The sequence below is a fragment of the Serratia odorifera genome (assembly GCF_041448735.1).
GTDB classification, from domain to species: Bacteria; Pseudomonadota; Gammaproteobacteria; order Enterobacterales; family Enterobacteriaceae; genus Serratia_F; species Serratia_F odorifera.
In genome coordinates this window covers 106,499-125,066 of the sequence record NZ_JBGMUT010000010.1, presented here as the reverse complement: position 1 = coordinate 125,066, position 18,568 = coordinate 106,499, and the positions used below count along the sequence as shown (strand labels likewise).

Sequence of the window (18,568 nt, the reverse complement as noted above, 5' to 3'; positions counted from 1 at the left end):
CCTAGCGGAGTGTTGACATGAAACAGCTGAATGTAGACGTCGCGGTGATCGGCGGCGGCACCGCCGGGCTTGGCGCTTACCGCGCAGCCAAACTTTCCACCCCGAGCGTGGTGATGATTGAAGGCGGCCCTTACGGTACTACCTGTGCACGCGTGGGCTGCATGCCCTCCAAACTGCTGATTGCCGCGGCAGAGGCGGTGCACCATATCGAACGCGCCCCTGGTTTCGGCGTGCATCCGGCGGGCAACACCACGATCAATGGCCGCGAAGTGATGGCGCGCGTCAAACGCGAGCGCGACCGGTTCGTCGGTTTTGTGCAAGAAGGCGTCGACAGCATTCCGGCGGACGACAAAATCAGCGGTTATGCCCGCTTTATTGACGACAATACCTTGCAGGTGGACGAACATACCCGCATCACGGCCCAGCGCATCGTCATCGCTACCGGTTCACGCCCCAGTTGGCCAGCCGCCTGGGACGCTCTCGGCGATCGCCTGATCGTCAACGATCAAGTGTTCGATTGGGACGATCTGCCGCGCTCGGTAGCAGTGTTCGGCCCCGGCGTCATCGGTCTGGAACTGGGCCAGGCACTGCATCGTCTGGGAGTGGATACCAAAGTGTTCGGCGTTGGCGGCGCGGTGGGTCCATTGACCGACAGCACGGTGCGCCAATACGCCAGCCAGACGCTGGGGGAGGCGTTTTACCTCGATCCGGACGTCAAGGTAGACATGATGCAGCGTGAGGGCGACCAGGTCTTCATCCGCTATCGGGGGCAGGATGGCAACCCGCAGGAAATTCTGGTGGATTACGTATTGGCCGCTACCGGTCGCCGGCCCAACGTGGATAAACTGGGACTGGAAAACACCCATCTGGAGCTGGACGCCAAAGGCGTGCCGCAGGCCGATCGCCTGACCATGCAGACCAGCGTGCCGCATATTTTCATTGCCGGTGATGCCAGTAATCAGTTGCCGCTGCTGCATGAAGCCAGCGATCAGGCGCGCATTGCCGGGGAAAATGCCGGCAGTTACCCGGAAGTCAAACCGGGCCTGCGCCGCAGCACGATTTCGGTGGTGTTCTCCGATCCGCAAATCGCCATGGTCGGTGCCACCTTCCGCGAACTCAGCCAGAAGTTCAGCGCCTGCGGCTGCTTTGAGGTCGGCGCGGTGTCGTTCGAAAACCAGGGGCGTTCACGCGTCATGCTACGTAACAAAGGCATGCTGCATGTTTATGGCGAGCAGGGCAGCGGTCGCTTCCTGGGTGCCGAAATGATCGGCCCGGACGCCGAACACATCGCGCACCTGCTGGCCTGGGCGCATCAACAGCAGATGACCATCAACCAAATGCTGGACATGCCGTTCTACCATCCGGTAATCGAAGAAGGGCTGCGTACCGCGCTGCGCGACTTGCAGGCCAAGCTGAAACTGGGGACCGCCGAATCCGAACGCTGCCAGCGCTGTCCGGGCGAGTAACCTCACCAGCCAAAGCATCCCACTCACCGGGTACCCGCCCGGTTTTTGCGTCATGCATGCCAACAAAGCAAAAGGCGCAGCATCATGCCGCGCCTTTACCATGTTCACTGGCCGTTGGCGTTACGCCAGACGCTGCTTTGCCTCGGCAATGGCGCTGGCGACCTGCTGCGGCGATACCCCGCCCTTGGCGGCACGCTTGTCGAGGCACGATTGCAGCGACAGTATCGGATACACGTCGTCACCAATCACGCTGCTGAACTTTTGCAAGTCCGCCAGCGGCAATGCTTCAAGCGCCTTGCCTTGCCGAATAGCCTCCACCACCGTTTCACCGACGATATGGTGTGCTTCGCGGAACGGCACGCCTTTGGCAACCAGGTAATCCGCCAGTTCGGTGGCATTGGCATAGCCCTGCTCCGCCGCCTCCTGGCAACGCGGGCGCTTCACCTGGATACCGTCCAGCACCAGCGCTGCCATCTGCAGACAGTCCATCCAGGTGTCGAGCGCATCGAACAACCCTTCTTTATCTTCCTGCATGTCTTTGTTATAGGCTAACGGCAAGCCTTTCAGCGTCATCATCATACCGGTCAATGCGCCCTGTACGCGGCCACACTTGCCACGGATCAGTTCCAGCGCATCCGGGTTTTTCTTCTGCGGCATCAGGGAAGAGCCGGAAGTCACCCGATCGGAAAGGTCGACAAACGCCGCTTCACCGCTGTTGAAGAAGATCAGGTCTTCGGCAAAGCGCGACAGATGCACCATGCTGATCGACGCATTAGACAGCAGTTCCAGCACGTGATCGCGGTCGGACACGCTGTCCAGACTGTTGCGGGTTGCCGATGCAAAACCCAGCCAGCCCGCCAGCTGTTCGCGATCGATCGGGTATGCGGTGCCGGCCAGCGCACCGCTGCCCAACGGGCTGACGTCCAGACGCTTCAGCGTATCCTGCAGGCGGCTTTCGTCGCGCGCCAGCATTTCGACATACGCCAGACACCAGTGTGCAAAGGTCACCGGCTGTGCGCGTTGCAGGTGGGTATAACCCGGCATCACCGCGTCCTGATTGGCGTCAGCGGTTGCCACCAGCGCCTGCTGCAATTGCACAATGGCCTGATGCAGTTCACCGATCTGCTGTTTACACCACAGTTTCAGGTCGGTCGCCACCTGATCGTTACGGCTACGCCCGGTGTGCAGCTTTTTGCCCAGATCGCCGACTTTGTCGATCAGCTGCTGCTCCACCCAGCTGTGAATATCTTCGGCATCGCTTTGCACAATCGCCAACGGATCGGCCTGCACCTGTTGCAGCAATGCGTTCAATGCCTGTTCCAGTTGCTGCTGCTCCTGCGCCGTCAGTACGTTGACGGTCACCAGCGCTTTTGACCAGGCCACGGAGCCAACGATATCCTGCTCTGCCAGACGATAGTCGAAACGCAGTGAGTCATTTAAGTGTTTGAACCGCTGATCCGCCGCCTGACTGAACCGTCCGCCCCAAAGTGCCATAATCTTGCTCCTGAATATTTTATGCTTGTCGCTCAGAACATCGGGGGCGCAACAGCGTGCGCCCCTCAACGTCACCGCCGAGAAAACTTACTTTTTCTTTTCGTTCAGCGCACGGATGCGTGAAGACAGTGAGAACAGACGGATAAAGCCGCCGGCATGGCTATGATCGTAAACTTCGTCTTCGCCGAAGGTGGCGAACTCTTCCGAATACAGGCTGTTGGTGGATTTCTTCTGAATCGCCGTGACCTGACCCTTGTACAGTTGCAGCACTACTTCACCGTTAACCTCTTCCGCCAGCGCTTCGGCCGAGGCCTGGATGGCACGACGCAGCGGCGCAAACCAGCGACCGTCGTAAACGACATAGGACATTTCCAAGCCCAGCTGTTCACGCCATTTGAAGCTGTCACGGTCCAGAACCAGCTGCTCAATGCCACGCAGCGCCGCCACCATGATGGTGCCGCCCGGGGTTTCGTAGCAGCCACGGGACTTGATGCCCACCAGGCGGTTTTCCACGATGTCGATACGACCAACGCCATGTTTGGCGCCCAGCACGTTCAGTTTTTCCAGGCACTGGTACGGCGTCAAGGCTTCGCCGTCCACCGCCACCACGCGGCCTTTTTCGACGGTGATGGTGACTTGCTCAGGCTGGTCCGGCGCGTCCTGTGGATCGACAGTCCATACCCAGCAATCTTTGTTCGGCGCGTTCCACGGGCTTTCCAGTACGCCGCCTTCGGTGGAGATATGCCAGGCGTTTTCGTCACGGCTGTAGATCTTTTCCAGCGATGCGGTGGTCGGAATATTGCGCTCTTTCAGGTAATCCAGCAGCGCCTCACGGGAACGCAGATTCCATTCACGCCACGGCGCCACCACTTTCAACTGCGGCGCCAGCGCGGTGTAGGTGGTTTCGAAACGCACCTGATCGTTGCCCTTGCCGGTCGCACCATGGCACAGCGCATCGGCGCCTACTTTCAGCGCCAGCTCAACCTGCGCCTTGGCAATGATTGGCCGCGCCATCGAGGTTCCCAGCAGATAGGTACCTTCATACAGCGCGCCGGTCTGCAGCACCGGATAAACGTAATCGCGAATAAACTCTTCACGCAGATCGACCACATGGCATTCAGAGGCACCGGATTGCAGCGCTTTTTGCTCAACGCCTTCCAGATCGCCGCGCTCCTGGCCAATATCCGCAACGAAAGCGACCACTTCACAGCCGCCGTAGTTTTCTTTCAGCCACGGAATGATGGCGGAAGTATCCAGGCCACCGGAGTACGCCAGAACGATTTTTTTGATGCCTTGGTTTTGCATGTTGTTGATTCCTTTTTAATTCTTGATTTAAGCGAGGATCCGGGTGCCGATAGACTCGCCGTTAAACAGGGCCGGAAGTTTTTCCGCATTGCGCCAGCTGGCGATATCTACCGGGCGGCCAAGGGTACGGGCTGCATCCAGCGCCGCGTTCACCTTCACCACCATACCATCGGTAATAATGCCTTGTGCGATCAGCTGTTCCGCTTTTTGCGCCGTCATTTCTGCAATACGCTGGCCTTTGCCGTCGAGAATACCGCTGACGTCCGACAACAGGATCAGATCGGCGCCCAGCGTGGCGGCCAGCGCCGTCGCGGCCTGATCGGCGTTCACATTCATCAGTTGCCCTTCGGCGGTAATGCCGATCGAACTGATTACCGGCAGATAACCGGCCGTCAGCAAGGTCTGTACCAGCAGCGGCGAACCCGGCTGCGCGTTGCCAACGTGGCCCAGCGCCGGATCGAGCTGAGTCACGGTAACGCTGCCGCCATCCGCCAGGCTCAGGCCGACCGCATTGATTTGATGCTTCACCGCCCATGCCAGCAAGGTCTTGTTGGCGGTGCCGGCCAGCGCGCCGGTAATAATGTCAATTTGATCGGCCGGAGTAACCCGCAGACCGTTTTTCTTCACCACCGGCAGGGCAAGCTGCTTCATCAGCTCATCCACCACGCAGCCGCCGCCGTGAACGATCACCAACGGACGTTGATACTGGGCGCGATAGCTGTCCAGCGCGGTAAACAAACGCTCCAGCGCTTCTTCGCTGTCTAATAGCACGCCACCTAACTTGATAATTAACGGATTCATCGCTGTTTACTCACGCTGATTTAAGGAGTGACTGGGTTTCCGGGAACCCAAAACGAATATTAAGGCACTGCACCGCCTGTGCGGCCGCGCCTTTCAACAGATTGTCTTCTGCCGCCACGGCGATCAGATGCTCGCCCTGCACCGCGAAACCGATATCGCAGAACGGCAGACCAACCACCGCCTTCAGCGCCGGCACGCCGTTGGCATACAGCCGCACCAGCGGTTTGTCGTGATAGGCGGCCTGGTAAGCGGCCGCTACCTGCTGGGCGCTTACGCCGGCCTTCAGGCGACAGGTGATGGTGGCCAAAATACCACGTGGGAAATTCCCCAAATGTGGCGTAAAGATGACCGGCGTCCCCAGGTGCGCGACGATTTCCGGCTGATGACGGTGGTTGAAGAGGCCATACGGCTGCAGGCTGACTTCACAAAAACTGGTATTCACACTGGCCTTGCGCCCGGCACCGCTGACGCCGCTGGTGGCGTTGATCACCGGCCACTGATCGAGATTCAGCAACTGCTGTTCGAGCAACGGTTTCAACGCCAATTGGGCGGCGGTCGGGTAGCAGCCCGGCACCGCGATCAACTGCGCCTGTTTGATATGTTCACTCTGCCATTCCGCCAGTCCATATACCGCCTGTTCCAGCAAATCGGCATGTTGATGTTCGAAACCGTAATATTGCTGATAAAACTCGGCGCTCTGTACGCGGAAGGCGCCGGACAGATCGAACACCACGCAGCCGGCAGCCAGGAACGCCGGTGCAATGTCATGGCTGACTTCATGGGCGGTGGCCAGGAACACCACGTCGATGCCTTTGGCCGCTTGTGCAACGTCAACCAGCGGCTGCAGCGGCAGATCGACGATACCTTTCAACTGGGGATGCAGATCGGAAAGCAATTTTCCTGCATCTGCACTTTGCGCTGAAACCGCTAAAGCGGTTATGTTCATATGTGGGTGGCGATTCAGGTAAGCCGTGAGCTCTGCTCCGGCATAGCCGCTGGCACCAACAATCAGCGTATTCAACATGTGGCCTTTCACCTTATAAACGTGCAATGTGGTCGCTTGCGACCCCGGTAGCAGGGCTCACTCGCGTTGTTACGCCGATCGCCCACGTGGGTGAGCGTTGATGTTTTTATAAACATCCGGGCTTCGGGTTCCCTTACGCTCCAGCTTACTGTATTTTTATTCAAAATAAATGCATGAATATTGATACTATCCTAACCAAAGGCTGTCAACAGTGAAGATGAAATTACCTCCATTTATTGAGCTGTACCGGGCGTTGATCGCCACTCCTTCGATCAGTGCCACCGATGGCGCTCTCGATCAGAGTAATGAAGCATTAATCAACTTGTTGGCCGGATGGTTTAGTGATTTGGGCTTCCGTGTCGACGTGCAGCCGGTACCGGACACCCGCAACAAGTTCAACCTGCTGGCCAGTATCGGCGAAGGCAGCGGCGGCCTGCTGCTGGCCGGCCACACCGATACCGTGCCCTACGATCAAGGGCGCTGGACGCGCGATCCGTTCACCCTGACCGAACACGACAACAAGCTGTACGGCCTCGGCACCGCCGACATGAAGGGATTCTTCGCCTTTATTCTCGATGCAGTACGTGACATTGACGCCAGCAAACTGACCAGACCGCTGTATGTGCTGGCCACCGCCGACGAAGAAACCACCATGGCCGGTGCGCGCTATTTTGCCGCCTCCAGTCAGATCCGGCCGGATTTCGCCATTATCGGCGAACCGACCTCGCTGCAACCGGTGCGGGCGCACAAGGGGCATATTTCCAATGCGATTCGTATCACCGGACAATCCGGCCACTCCAGCGATCCGGCGCGCGGCGTCAATGCCATCGATCTGATGCATGAATCCATTGGCCATTTAATGGAACTGCGTAACACCTTGCAGCAACGCTATAACAATCCAGCCTTTGCCGTGCCGTATCCGACGATGAACTTTGGACATATCCATGGCGGCGATGCGGCTAACCGTATCTGCGCCTGCTGTGAATTGCATATGGATATTCGCCCGCTGCCGGGCATGACGCTGGATAACATCAACGAACTGCTGCACAGCGCGCTGGCGCCGGTCAGCGAACGCTGGCCAGGACGCTTGACCATTGACGAACTGCACCCGCCGATCCCCGGCTATGAGTGCCCAACCGATCATCATATGGTCGCGGTGATCGAAAAGCTGCTGGGCTCGCGCACCGAAGTGGTCAACTATTGCACCGAGGCGCCTTTCGTACAGGAAGTCTGCCCGACGCTGGTGCTGGGACCGGGTTCAATCAATCAGGCCCACCAGCCTGATGAATACATTGATACCGCCTTTATCGAGCCGACGCGCAAGCTGTTGGGCCAATTGGTCGATCATTTCTGCCATCAATAAACCAGAGAAATGATAGGGGCAATGTCTTATCATGCCCCTACCTATAAAGGCGTAGAACGCTCGCGTGATAAGCCAGACTGATAACCCGCGGGGCGTAATTAAATTTCAGAAAAAGCGCCGATTTTGATGTTTTTTTGCTAAAAATAGTGTCAATTGACCATTGGACAGGCACGCGATTGCATGGAACAGGCGCCCTTCGCCTCACGCGTGAAATTTACTTACAAGATAAAAATCATATCGAAATGGGTCAGGGGTTATATGAACGAACAATATTCGGCAATGCGAAGTAATGTCAGTATGCTCGGCAAATTGCTCGGCGAAACCATTAAAGAAGCGCTGGGTGAGCATATTCTCGATCGCGTTGAAACCATCCGTAAGCTTTCCAAATCGTCACGCGCCGGCAGCGAGGCGCACCGTCAGGAATTGCTGAACACGCTGCAAAACCTGTCCAACGACGAACTGTTGCCGGTGGCGCGCGCCTTCAGCCAGTTCCTCAATCTGACCAACGTCGCCGAGCAGTACCACAGCATTTCGCCCAACGGCGAAGCGGCCAGCAACCCGGAAGTGTTGACGCAGCTGTTCAGCCGGCTGAAAGACAAAAAGCTCAGCAATAAAGCGCTGCAGGATGCGGTAGATCAGCTGTCGATCGAACTGGTGCTGACCGCGCACCCGACGGAAATCACCCGCCGCACGCTGATCCACAAACTGGTGGAAGTGAATAGCTGCCTCAGCCAGCTTGACCACAACGACCTGGCCGATTACGAACGCAACAAGATCATGCGCCGTTTGCGTCAGTTAGTTGCCCAATCGTGGCATACCGACGAAATTCGCCACAATCGACCGACGCCGATCGACGAAGCCAAATGGGGCTTTGCGGTAGTGGAAAACAGCCTGTGGGAGGGCGTCCCGGCCTTCCTGCGCGAACTGAACGAGCAGTTGGAAAACACCATCGACTACCGCCTGCCGGTGGAAGCGGTGCCGGTGCGCTTCACCTCCTGGATGGGCGGTGACCGCGACGGTAACCCGAACGTCACCGCCGAAATCACCCGCCACGTGCTGCTGCTGAGCCGTTGGAAAGCCTGCGATCTATTCACCCGCGATATTCAGGTGCTGGTTTCCGAACTGTCGATGACCGAATGTACACCGGAACTGCGCGAGCTGGCCGGCGGTGACGCGGTACAAGAACCGTATCGTGAAATCATGAAACGCCTGCGCAGCCAGTTGATGAGCTCACAGGCGTACCTGGAAGGCCGCCTTAAGGGCGAACGCATGCTACGCCCGCACGACCTGCTGGTGAACAACGAGCAGCTGTGGGAGCCGCTGTACGCCTGTTATCAATCGCTGGTGGCGTGCGGCATGAGCATCATTGCCAATGGCCAACTGCTGGATACCCTGCGCCGCGTGCGCTGCTTCGGCGTGCCACTGGTGCGTATCGACGTGCGTCAGGAAAGCACCCGCCATACCGAAGCGATCGCCGAACTGACGCGCTATCTGGGGCTGGGCGACTATGAAAGCTGGTCAGAAGCGGATAAACAGGCATTCCTGATCCGCGAGTTGAATTCCAAGCGTCCACTGGTGCCATTGAAGTGGCAACCAAGCGCGGACACTCAGGAAGTGCTGGAAACCTGCCGGGTGATTGCCGAAGCGCCAGAGGGCTCGATTGCCGCCTACGTGATTTCGATGGCGCGCACGCCATCCGACGTGCTGGCGGTGCATCTGCTGCTGAAGGAAGCCGGCTGCCCGTTCGCGCTGCCGGTCGCCCCGCTGTTCGAAACCCTCGACGATCTGAATAATGCCGACGACGTGATGACCCAGTTGCTGAATATCGACTGGTATCGCGGCTTCATTCAGGGCAAGCAAATGGTGATGATCGGCTATTCCGACTCGGCCAAGGACGCCGGCGTCATGGCGGCATCATGGGCGCAGTATCGCGCGCAGGATGCGCTGATCAAAACCTGCGAAAAAGCCGGGGTCGCACTGACGCTGTTCCACGGGCGCGGCGGTTCTATCGGCCGTGGCGGTGCACCGGCGCATGCCGCGTTGCTGTCCCAACCGCCGGGCAGCCTGAAGGGTGGCCTGCGCGTTACCGAGCAGGGCGAAATGATCCGCTTCAAATACGGCCTGCCGGAAGTCACCATCAGCAGCCTGGCGCTGTATACCGGCGCCATTCTCGAAGCCAACCTGCTGCCACCGCCGGAACCGAAGAAAGAGTGGCGTACGCTGATGGACGAGCTGTCCGACACCTCGTGCAAAATGTATCGTGGCTACGTGCGTGAAAATCCGGACTTCGTCCCCTACTTCCGCGCCGCCACACCGGAGCTGGAGCTGGGCAAACTGCCGCTGGGCTCACGCCCGGCCAAGCGCCGCCCGAACGGCGGCGTAGAAAGCCTGCGCGCCATCCCCTGGATCTTCGCCTGGACGCAGAACCGCCTGATGCTGCCCGCCTGGCTGGGCGCCGGCGCCGGTCTGCAAGAAGCGGTGAAAGCCGGCAAGCAGGATCAGCTGGAGGCGATGTGTCGCGACTGGCCGTTCTTCTCGACGCGTATCGCCATGCTGGAAATGGTGTTCGCCAAAGCCGATTTGTGGCTGGCGGAATATTACGATCAGCGCCTGGTAGACAAGTCTCTGTGGCCGTTGGGCAAACAGCTGCGCGATCAGCTGGACAGCGACATCAAAGTGGTGCTGACCATCGCCAACGACGATCACCTGATGGCCGATTTGCCGTGGATTGCTGAATCCATCGCGCTGCGCAACGTCTATACCGATCCGCTGAACGTTCTGCAGGCGGAGCTGCTGCACCGCTCACGTCAGCAAGAGGAAAACGGCCAGCAAGACGCACGCGTCGAGCAGGCATTAATGGTCACCATCGCCGGCGTCGCCGCCGGGATGCGCAATACCGGCTAAGTTGGCAAGCAGGAGGTGCGATGGCACCTCCTTTCCTCGTCTTTCCAACCGCGATAAAAAAAGCGCTGTTTATACAGCGCTTTTTTGCATCGTTCATCTATCTATCAGGCCGCCGCTATTGGCCGCACGCCCAGCGTATGGCAAATCGCATAGCTCATCTCGGCGCGGTTCAACGTATAGAAGTGGAAATCCTTTACGCCTTCGCGGCTGAGGATCTTCACCATATCCATCGCGATGTTGGCACCGACCATTTTGCGTGTTTCCGGGTCATCATCCAGTCCTTCGAACATACTGGTCATCCAGCTCGGCACCCGTACGTTGGTCATGGTAGCGAAACGTTGCAACTGCTTGAAGTTGGATACCGGCAAAATGCCCGGTACGATCTCCACGTCGATGCTGGCGGCCACGCAACGATCGCGAAAACGCAGGTAACTTTCCACGTCGAAGAAAAACTGCGTGATGGCACGGTTGGCACCGGCGTCAATCTTACGCTTCAGGTTAATCAGATCCGCCTGGGCGCTTTTGGCTTCCGGGTGCACTTCCGGGTAGGCCGCTACCGAAATGTCAAAATCCCCGACGTCTTTCAGCAGCGTCACCAGATCGGTGGCATACATTTCCGGTTTGCCACTGCCCGGCGGCAGATCGCCACGCAGTGCCACAATGTGGCGAATACCGCTGTTCCAGTAATCGCTGGCGATAGCGCGCAACTGCGCCGGTGAGGCATCGATACAGGTCAGGTGCGGCGCCGCATCCAGCCCGGTACGATCCTTAATCCCCTTGATGATGCTGTGGGTGCGATCGCGCTCACCGGAGTTTGCGCCATAGGTGACGGAGACAAATTTGGGTTTGAGGCTGCTCAAACGATCGATCGACTGCCAGAGGGTGTCTTCCATTTCGCTGGTACGCGGCGGGAAAAACTCGAACGATACGTTAATCTGGCCGTTTAATTCCGCCAGGCTTTGGTTCAGCGCTTCTCGCTGGTTTGCGTGGAAAAAACTCATACCCTGTCTGCCTCTCGTCGATCGCTGTTTTATTTCATTTTAATAAGCGTCTATACGTTTAGACGTCTAGATAGAAAATGCCGCAAGTTGGCTAAAGAGTCAACAGGAAAATTGGGGCAATAAGATGATTAATCCTCATCGGCTAGGCGAGAGAATTTCACGATCGAGGATTGAGTACCGGGCGCCGCAGGCAGCGCCCAGAGACAGACTACGCACAGAGCGCGGCAAGCCGCGCTCGAGGGATTACAGCAGCTGTGCCAAACGATTGAGATCCGACTGCAGCGCTCCGGCGGTGACATCACGCCCGGCGCCCGGCCCGCGGATCACCAACGGGTTATCACGATACCAGCGGCTTTCAATGGCAAACACGTTGTCGCACGGCAGCAGCGACGCCAGCGGATGCTCTGGTCGCACCGCCTCCACCCCGACGCGCGCCTTGCCGTTGGCATCGAAGCGTGCCACGTGGCGCAACACCAGCCCCATTTCACTGGCGGCCTCAAAGCGTTGCAGCATCTGCTGATTCAGCGCATCGCCATTCTCAAAGAACTGATCGACCGAGCCCTGTTCGGTACCTGCCGGCACCAGCGATTCCACCCGCACCTGATTCGGTTCGATGTCATAACCGGCCTCTCGCGCCAAAATCACCAGTTTGCGCATCACGTCCTGTCCGGAAAGGTCAACGCGCGGATCGGGTTCGGTCAGCCCCTGCTGCCACGCCTGATCAACCAGTTCGGTAAACGGCACCGTGCCGTCGAATTGCAGGAACAGCCACGACAGCGTACCGGAGAAAATACCACTGAGCGCCAAGATACTGTCGCCGCTATCACGCAGATCGCGCACCGTGTAGTTCACCGGCAAACCGGCACCCACGGTAGCGTTATACAGCCAATGGCGGCCGGTTTTTGCGAACGCGTCGCGAATCTGGCGATGGGTATCGCTGCAGGACGCGCCGGCCAGTTTGTTGGCGCTAATAACATGGAAACCGTAACTGGCGAAATCCAGGTACTGATCTGCCAGGTTTTCACTGGCAGTAACGTCAAGCACCACCAGATCGTCGAACGGATGAGCACGCATCCACAGAAACAGCGACTCTTCGTCCAGTTCCTGCGCTTCGTCATCGAAAAACGCCAACGCGCGGCTGGCATCCAGTCCGTCGTAATTGAGCAGACTGCGACGACTGTCCACCACCCCGGCCAGAATGAATTCAAAACCGGTACGGGCAGACAGGTTTTTTTGTTCACGTGCGAACAGTTCCAGCCAGCGCGAACCAATATTGCCTTTGCCGAACAGCACCAGGCCGATGCGCTTTTCCGCCCGGAACAGGCTCTGGTGCAGCCCCTGGATCAGCAAGCCGGTCGGCCCCTGACGCAGTACCGCCACCAGGCTGATGCCGTCTTCCGCCTGCCAGATAAACTCCACCGGCTGATCTTTCAACTGCTGATAGAACCGATGGCTGTGCAGCGGGTTCTTACACACGCCGGCACCAACCAGCGCCACCAGCGCCAGCCCTTCCCGCAGTTGCAAGGTCCCCGGCAACGCCGCTTGCTGCAAAACGCGCAGTACGCTACCGGCCACTTCTGCGGTATAGCACAGCTGAATCAGGCTGCGATCGGTGTGGATGCCAATCGACAGCGGTTTGATCTGCGCGCGTTTCAGCACCAGATCCAGTTCTTTTTGCGCCAGCTTGAAATCATGCTGGGGTGCAACCGTCAGCTCGATCAGGCAGACGTCATCATGGCTGGTGACGATTTTCGCGCCAGTGCCCGAGGCCAGCACCCGCTCAATGCGCGTAGAGCCCTGCTCCGGTTGATAACTGCAGCGCAGTTGCAGATCGATATCACTGCCGGATACCGGTTGCAAAGTACGGGTGTGCAATACCGGTGCCGCCAGGCGCGCCAGTTCGCTGGCCTCGTCCAACCGCAACAGCGGCAGCAGACAGGCGTCTTTCACTTTACGCGGATCGGCGCTGTACACCCCGGCGACGTCGCTCCAGATAGTGACCCGCTCAACGCCGGCCAAGGCGCCGATCTGCGTGGCGGAATAGTCACTGCCGTTGCGCCCTAACAGCACGGTTTCACCGGCGTCGTTGCGCGAAATAAACCCGGTCACCACCAGGCGTCGGCCCGGATGCTGTGCCATCAACTGCTGCAATAGCGGGTAGGAGCGTCCTTCATCCACCTGCGGCTGCGCCGCACGTTCGGCGCGCAGAAAATCGCGCGCATCCAGCCAGGCCGCTTGCATATCCAGTTTCTTCAGCACTTCCGCCATCAGGCGCGCCGACCAGATTTCACCGTGCCCCACCACTTCGGCGTAGGTCACGTCATCGACGTTGCCGTCCAGCAGCACCGCCAGACGCTCCAGATCGTGAATAAATGCCGCAATCAACGGCTCGGCGGTTTCCGGCGGTAACAGGCCGCTAATCAGCTCGCTATGGTAGCGGCGCAGCGCCTGTTGAACCTGATGCGCGGAAAGGCGATCGCTCTGGCTCAGCTTGAGCCAGTTAATCAGTTGGTTAGTGGTGCTGCCGGCCGCCGATACCACCATCAGATCGCCCGGCTGGCTGTATTCGGCCATAATTCCGGCCACCCGCAGATAACACTTCACATCCGCCAGGCTGCTGCCGCCAAATTTGTGCAGTTGACGCCCGCTGACCGGCCCTGCTACCGCAATTGCATTCATGCTTACCTCGTTGCCGCCGCCTGGAAAGCGCGTTCCAGATCGGCAATCAAATCTTCACTGTCTTCAATACCCACGGAAATACGCAGCAGGCTTTCGGAAATGCCAGCCGCCGCTCGCGCATCCGCCGCCATGCCGGCGTGGGTCATGGTCGCCGCATGCGAGATCAGGCTTTCCACCCCACCCAGCGATTCCGCCAATGTGAACAACTCCAGAGCCGACAGGAAGCGGCGCAGTACTGCCTCGTCCCCGTCCAGCTCAAAACTGAGCATCGCACCAAAACCGCGTTGTTGCCGGCGCGCAATCTCATGGCCTGGGTTTTCCGGCAGGGAAGGATGATACAGCTTTTTGACCAAAGGTTGCTGCTGTAAATAACCGACAATCGCATCGGCGTTGTGTTGCGCCGCCTTGATGCGCGGCGACAGCGTGCGCATACCGCGCAGCAGCAGGTAGCTGTCAAACGCGCCGCCGGTGACGCCGATATTGTTCGCCCACCACGCCAGCTCCACCGCCAGCTCGGCGTCTTTGGCAATCACCGCGCCGGCAACCACGTCGGAGTGACCGTTAAGGTATTTGGTGCAGGAATGAACCACCAGATCCGCCCCCAGCGCAATCGGCTGCTGCAGCGCCGGGCTGAGGAAGGTGTTATCCACCACCGCCAGCGCACCGGCGGCATGCGCCGCCTGACAGATGGCGGCAATATCCACCACCCGCAACAGCGGGTTGCTCGGGCTTTCGATCAGCACCAACTTTGGTTTTTGCGCTAACGCCTGTTGCAACGCAGCCTCGTCGCTCTGATCGACAAACAGCACCCGATAGGCGCCACGCTTGCTCAGGCTGTCAAACAGCCGATAGCTGCCGCCGTAGCAGTCGTGCGGTGCCACCAGCAGATCGCCGGGTTGCAGTAGTACCGTCGTCACCAGATGGATCGCCGACATGCCACTGCCGGTCATCACCGCACCAGCACCGCCTTCCAGCTCGGCCAGCGCACGCTGTACCACGTCACGCGTCGGGTTGCCGCGCCGCGAATAATCATGGGCTCGCGACTGGTTAAAGTCGGTGAAGTTATAGGTGCTGGACAGATGAATCGGCGGAACAACGCAGCCAAACTGTTGGTCATCGTTCAGGCCGCTGCGCACGGCGATGGTGGCGGGTTTACGCGTCATTAGGGGGCTCGGCTCTCGAATACGGTGAATGAGGCCTAAAGATTAATCGCAAGAAGGATGGACGTCAATACATCTGGACATCTAAACTTCTTTGCGTATAGATTGAGCATCGGCATAATACCCGCTAAAATTATAGCGATTTGATATGACGTTAAGATGTTGTTGCGCTAAGCATAGTCTAAAGCTATCGATCGACAGCAATCAGTGACTTTGGTCGCGTAAAGTTGACATTTATTTAGTGAGAACAGTGAAGATCGGGCATAATTAGCCGGTTTTTAGAATTTTGTAATTTTTCTGACAAATTTAAGGTGTCCCATGGCTGAGTGGAACGGCGAGTATGTCAGCCCTTACGCTGAACACGGTAAAAAAAGCGAGCAAGTAAAAAAAATCACGGTATCCATTCCGCTGAAGGTTCTTAAGATCCTCACCGATGAACGGACCCGTCGCCAGGTGAATAACCTGCGCCACGCCACTAACAGTGAATTACTGTGCGAAGCGTTCCTGCATGCCTTTACCGGCCAGCCGCTGCCGAACGATGAAGACCTGCGCAAAGAGCGCAACGATGAAATCCCGGAAGCCGCGAAAGTGCTGATGCGCGAACTGGGTGTGGATCCCGATACCTGGGAATATTGAATGCCGTCTGCCAACGCAGGCGACAAAAACAAAAAAGGCGCCTGAGGCGCCTTTTTTATCGGACGATAAGAAATCTTATTTCTTAGCGCCTGGTACGCTGAAACGCTTGTTGAAGCGGTCAACGCGGCCACCGGTAGCAACGTCACGCTGCTTGCCAGTGTAGAACGGGTGGCATTGACCACACACGTCCAGGTTCAGATCGTGACCCACTGTAGAGCGGATAGTGATCACGTTACCGCAAGAGCAGTTTGCAGTAACAACGTCGTATTTTGGGTGGATACCTTGTTTCATGGGGAAACCTCAGTTAAGGCCGTGTCGCTATCCAGCCCTGTTTCGCCAGACACCACACGTGATTGATGATAATTTTTTGGTATCGAATTATACCAAAGGCGGCAAATTATACAGAATAATATCACCCGCGCAATCGGATCCGTACATTTGAACGGCTAGCGTGTAAACTAGCCGACAATCTTTACCTCCTGGATGACCTCATGCCCGTTGTTCACGTTGCTTTACCGGTTCCCCTCGCTCGTACCTTCGACTATCTGTTGCCGCATGGCGTGCAACCGGTCATGGGTGCACGCGTCAGCGTTCCCTGGGGACGGCAACGCTCGATCGGCATCGTAACCGGCTGCAGTGAAGCCAGCGAGGTACCGCTGGAAAAACTGAAGCCGATCGACAGCGTCATCGATCACACCTCGCTGTTTTCACCCAGCCTGTGGCGTATTCTCAACTGGGCCAGCGAGTACTACCACTACCCGCTTGGCGAAGTGCTGTCTCATGCGCTACCGATCCTGCTGCGTCAGGGCAAACCCGCAGAGGCCGCCCCGCTATGGCAATGGTTCGCCACCGAGCAGGGGCGCGCCACCCCGCCGGAAAGCCTGAAACGCGCGCCCAAGCAGCAACAGGCGCTGGCTGCGCTACTGCAGCGGCCGGTTTACCGTCATCAGGTCAGCGAACTGGAACTGAGCGAGCCTGCGCTCCAGGCGCTGCGCGCCAAGGGGCTGGTTGACCTGCGTGCTCAGGCCGTCGCCACACAGGACTGGCGGCGCGATTTCGCCGTGTTGGGCGAGCGACTGCGGCTGAATACCGAGCAGGCCACCGCCGTCGGTGCCATACGCAGCGAGGATCAACAGTTTGCCGCCTGGCTGTTGGCAGGCGTCACCGGATCCGGCAAAACGGAAGTCTATCTCAGCGTGCTGGAAAACATTCTGGCCAAGGGCCGCCAAGCGCTGGTACTGGTGCCGGAAATCGGCCTGACGCCACAAACTATTGCCCGCTTTCGCGAACGCTTCAATGCGCCGGTCGAGGTTCTGCACTCCGGCCTCAACGACAGCGAACGTCTGGCGGTATGGCTGCGGGCGCGCAGCGGCGAAGCGGCGATTGTCATCGGCACGCGCTCTGCCCTGTTTACGCCGTTTGCCCGCTTGGGCGTGATCATCATCGACGAAGAGCACGACAGTTCGTACAAACAGCAGGAAGGCTGGCGCTATCACGCACGTGACCTGGCCGTGTTTCGCGCGCACGCAGAAAACATTCCGATGGTGATGGGCTCCGCCACCCCAGCGCTGGAAACGCTGCACAATGTGCAGTTGGGGAAATACCGCCAGTTAAAATTAACCCAGCGCGCCGGCAACGCCAAACCGGCGGCGCAGCATCTGATTGACCTGAAAGGCCTGCCATTGAAAGTCGGCCTGTCGCAGCCGTTGTTGAAAAGCATGCAGCATCATCTCAAGAACGGCAATCAGGTCATGCTGTTCCTCAACCGTCGCGGTTACGCGCCGGCGTTGCTATGCCACGAGTGTGGCTGGATAGCCGAATGCCAGCGCTGTGACCGCTATTACACGCTGCACCAGAATCATCGCCAACTGCGTTGCCACCACTGCGACAGCCAGCGCCCGGTGCCGCACCAGTGTCCACAATGCGGCTCAACCCACCTGGTATCGGTCGGCGTCGGCACCGAGCAGTTGGAAAATGAACTGGCGCCGCTGTTCCCGGACACGCCAATTACCCGCATCGATCGCGATACCACCAGTCGCAAAGGCTCGCTGGAACAGCATCTGGCGGATATCCACCGCGGTGGCGCACGTATTCTGATCGGCACCCAGATGCTGGCCAAGGGGCACCACTTCCCGGACGTCACGCTGGTGGCGCTGCTGGACGTGGACGGCGCGCTGTTTTCCGCCGACTTTCGCTCCGCCGAGCGCTTTGCCCAGCTGTATACCCAGGTGTCCGGCCGTGCCGGCCGCGCCGGCAAACAGGGCGAAGTGTTGCTGCAAACCCACCACCCGGAGCACCCGTTGCTGCAAATCCTGCTGCAACAGGGTTACGACGCCTTTGCCAAACAGGCGCTGGCGGAACGTAACAGCGTGTTTCTACCACCGTATACCAGCCATATTCTGCTGCGTTCGGACGATCACGATAATCAGCAGGCGCCGCTATTCCTCCAGCAGCTGCGCAACTTACTGGAAGCCAGCCCGCTAAAGGACGAATCGCTGTGGATCATGGGTCCAGTGCCGGCGCTGCAATCCAAGCGCGGCGGCCGTTTCCGCTGGCAGTTGCTGTTGCAGCACCCGTCGCGACGCGTGTTGCAGCAACTGATGAAAAGTTCGCTGCCGCTGATCGGGACGCTGCCGCAGGCACGCAAAGTAAAATGGACGCTGGATGTCGATCCCATCGACAGTTGAACCCAGAAAAGTCTGATTCAGTTCCTGTTAAGCAAACGTTTACCCTTG

The 18,568-nt window shown here is 58.4% G+C and carries 13 protein-coding genes; 5 read left to right on the top strand and 8 right to left on the bottom strand.

The window, feature by feature from the left end:
• The first annotated feature begins 17 nt into the window (after nt 1–17).
• Nucleotides 18–1,466 carry a dihydrolipoyl dehydrogenase gene (locus ACCC84_RS19785; RefSeq protein WP_004956483.1) on the top strand — a complete coding sequence of 483 codons (1,449 nt, stop codon included), beginning with the start codon at nt 18–20 and terminating at the stop codon, nt 1,464–1,466.
• A gap of 120 nt (nt 1,467–1,586) precedes the next feature.
• Here ACCC84_RS19785 and argH read toward each other — a convergent pair whose 3' ends face one another.
• From argH to argC, 4 genes are all read right to left on the bottom strand, one after another.
• Entirely contained in the window at nt 1,587–2,960 is a 1,374-nt protein-coding gene (argH, locus tag ACCC84_RS19780) for an argininosuccinate lyase (protein ID WP_004956484.1), read from the bottom strand.
• A gap of 87 nt (nt 2,961–3,047) precedes the next feature.
• Nucleotides 3,048–4,265 carry an argininosuccinate synthase gene (locus ACCC84_RS19775; protein ID WP_004956485.1) on the bottom strand — a complete coding sequence of 406 codons (1,218 nt, stop codon included), beginning with the start codon at nt 4,263–4,265 and terminating at the stop codon, nt 3,048–3,050.
• 27 nt (nt 4,266–4,292) lie between these two features.
• The gene (gene argB, locus ACCC84_RS19770; RefSeq protein ID WP_004956486.1) at nt 4,293–5,066 is read right to left on the bottom strand and encodes an acetylglutamate kinase; all 774 of its coding nucleotides are present in this window, start codon (nt 5,064–5,066) and stop codon (nt 4,293–4,295) included.
• Between the two features lie 10 nt (nt 5,067–5,076).
• Nucleotides 5,077–6,090 carry an N-acetyl-gamma-glutamyl-phosphate reductase gene (argC, locus tag ACCC84_RS19765; RefSeq protein WP_371902188.1) on the bottom strand — a complete coding sequence of 338 codons (1,014 nt, stop codon included), beginning with the start codon at nt 6,088–6,090 and terminating at the stop codon, nt 5,077–5,079.
• A gap of 217 nt (nt 6,091–6,307) precedes the next feature.
• Between argC and argE the strand changes: the two genes are divergently transcribed.
• Nucleotides 6,308–7,453 carry an acetylornithine deacetylase gene (argE, locus tag ACCC84_RS19760; RefSeq protein ID WP_004956489.1) on the top strand — a complete coding sequence of 382 codons (1,146 nt, stop codon included), beginning with the start codon at nt 6,308–6,310 and terminating at the stop codon, nt 7,451–7,453.
• A 258-nt stretch (nt 7,454–7,711) separates the two neighbouring features.
• Entirely contained in the window at nt 7,712–10,357 is a 2,646-nt protein-coding gene (gene ppc / locus ACCC84_RS19755) for a phosphoenolpyruvate carboxylase (protein ID WP_039992470.1), read from the top strand.
• Between the two features lie 104 nt (nt 10,358–10,461).
• On the opposite strand, the gene metF is transcribed toward ppc, so the two are convergent.
• The 3 genes from metF to metB all read right to left on the bottom strand — a co-directional run bounded on the left by metF (nt 10,462) and on the right by metB (nt 15,200).
• Nucleotides 10,462–11,358 (bottom strand): methylenetetrahydrofolate reductase, encoded by an 897-nt coding sequence (gene metF, locus ACCC84_RS19750; protein WP_004956491.1) that lies wholly within the window; start codon nt 11,356–11,358, stop codon nt 10,462–10,464.
• 243 nt (nt 11,359–11,601) lie between these two features.
• Nucleotides 11,602–14,037, bottom strand: a complete 2,436-nt coding sequence (locus tag ACCC84_RS19745; RefSeq protein ID WP_088499835.1) for a bifunctional aspartate kinase/homoserine dehydrogenase II — start codon at nt 14,035–14,037, stop codon at nt 11,602–11,604.
• A 2-nt stretch (nt 14,038–14,039) separates the two neighbouring features.
• Nucleotides 14,040–15,200 carry a cystathionine gamma-synthase gene (gene metB / locus ACCC84_RS19740; protein WP_371902187.1) on the bottom strand — a complete coding sequence of 387 codons (1,161 nt, stop codon included), beginning with the start codon at nt 15,198–15,200 and terminating at the stop codon, nt 14,040–14,042.
• Between the two features lie 315 nt (nt 15,201–15,515).
• Here metB and metJ point away from each other — a divergent pair, with 315 nt between their 5' ends.
• The gene (metJ, locus tag ACCC84_RS19735; protein ID WP_004956495.1) at nt 15,516–15,833 is read left to right on the top strand and encodes a met regulon transcriptional regulator MetJ; all 318 of its coding nucleotides are present in this window, start codon (nt 15,516–15,518) and stop codon (nt 15,831–15,833) included.
• A 75-nt stretch (nt 15,834–15,908) separates the two neighbouring features.
• Here the strand turns inward: metJ and rpmE are convergent, their stop codons facing one another.
• The gene (gene rpmE / locus ACCC84_RS19730; protein ID WP_004956496.1) at nt 15,909–16,124 is read right to left on the bottom strand and encodes a 50S ribosomal protein L31; all 216 of its coding nucleotides are present in this window, start codon (nt 16,122–16,124) and stop codon (nt 15,909–15,911) included.
• 200 nt (nt 16,125–16,324) lie between these two features.
• On the opposite strand from rpmE, the gene priA reads away from it, so the two are divergent.
• Nucleotides 16,325–18,520, top strand: coding sequence for a primosomal protein N' (priA, locus tag ACCC84_RS19725; protein ID WP_198773831.1), 2,196 nt, complete (start codon nt 16,325–16,327; stop codon nt 18,518–18,520).
• Nucleotides 18,521–18,568: the final 48 nt, after the last annotated feature.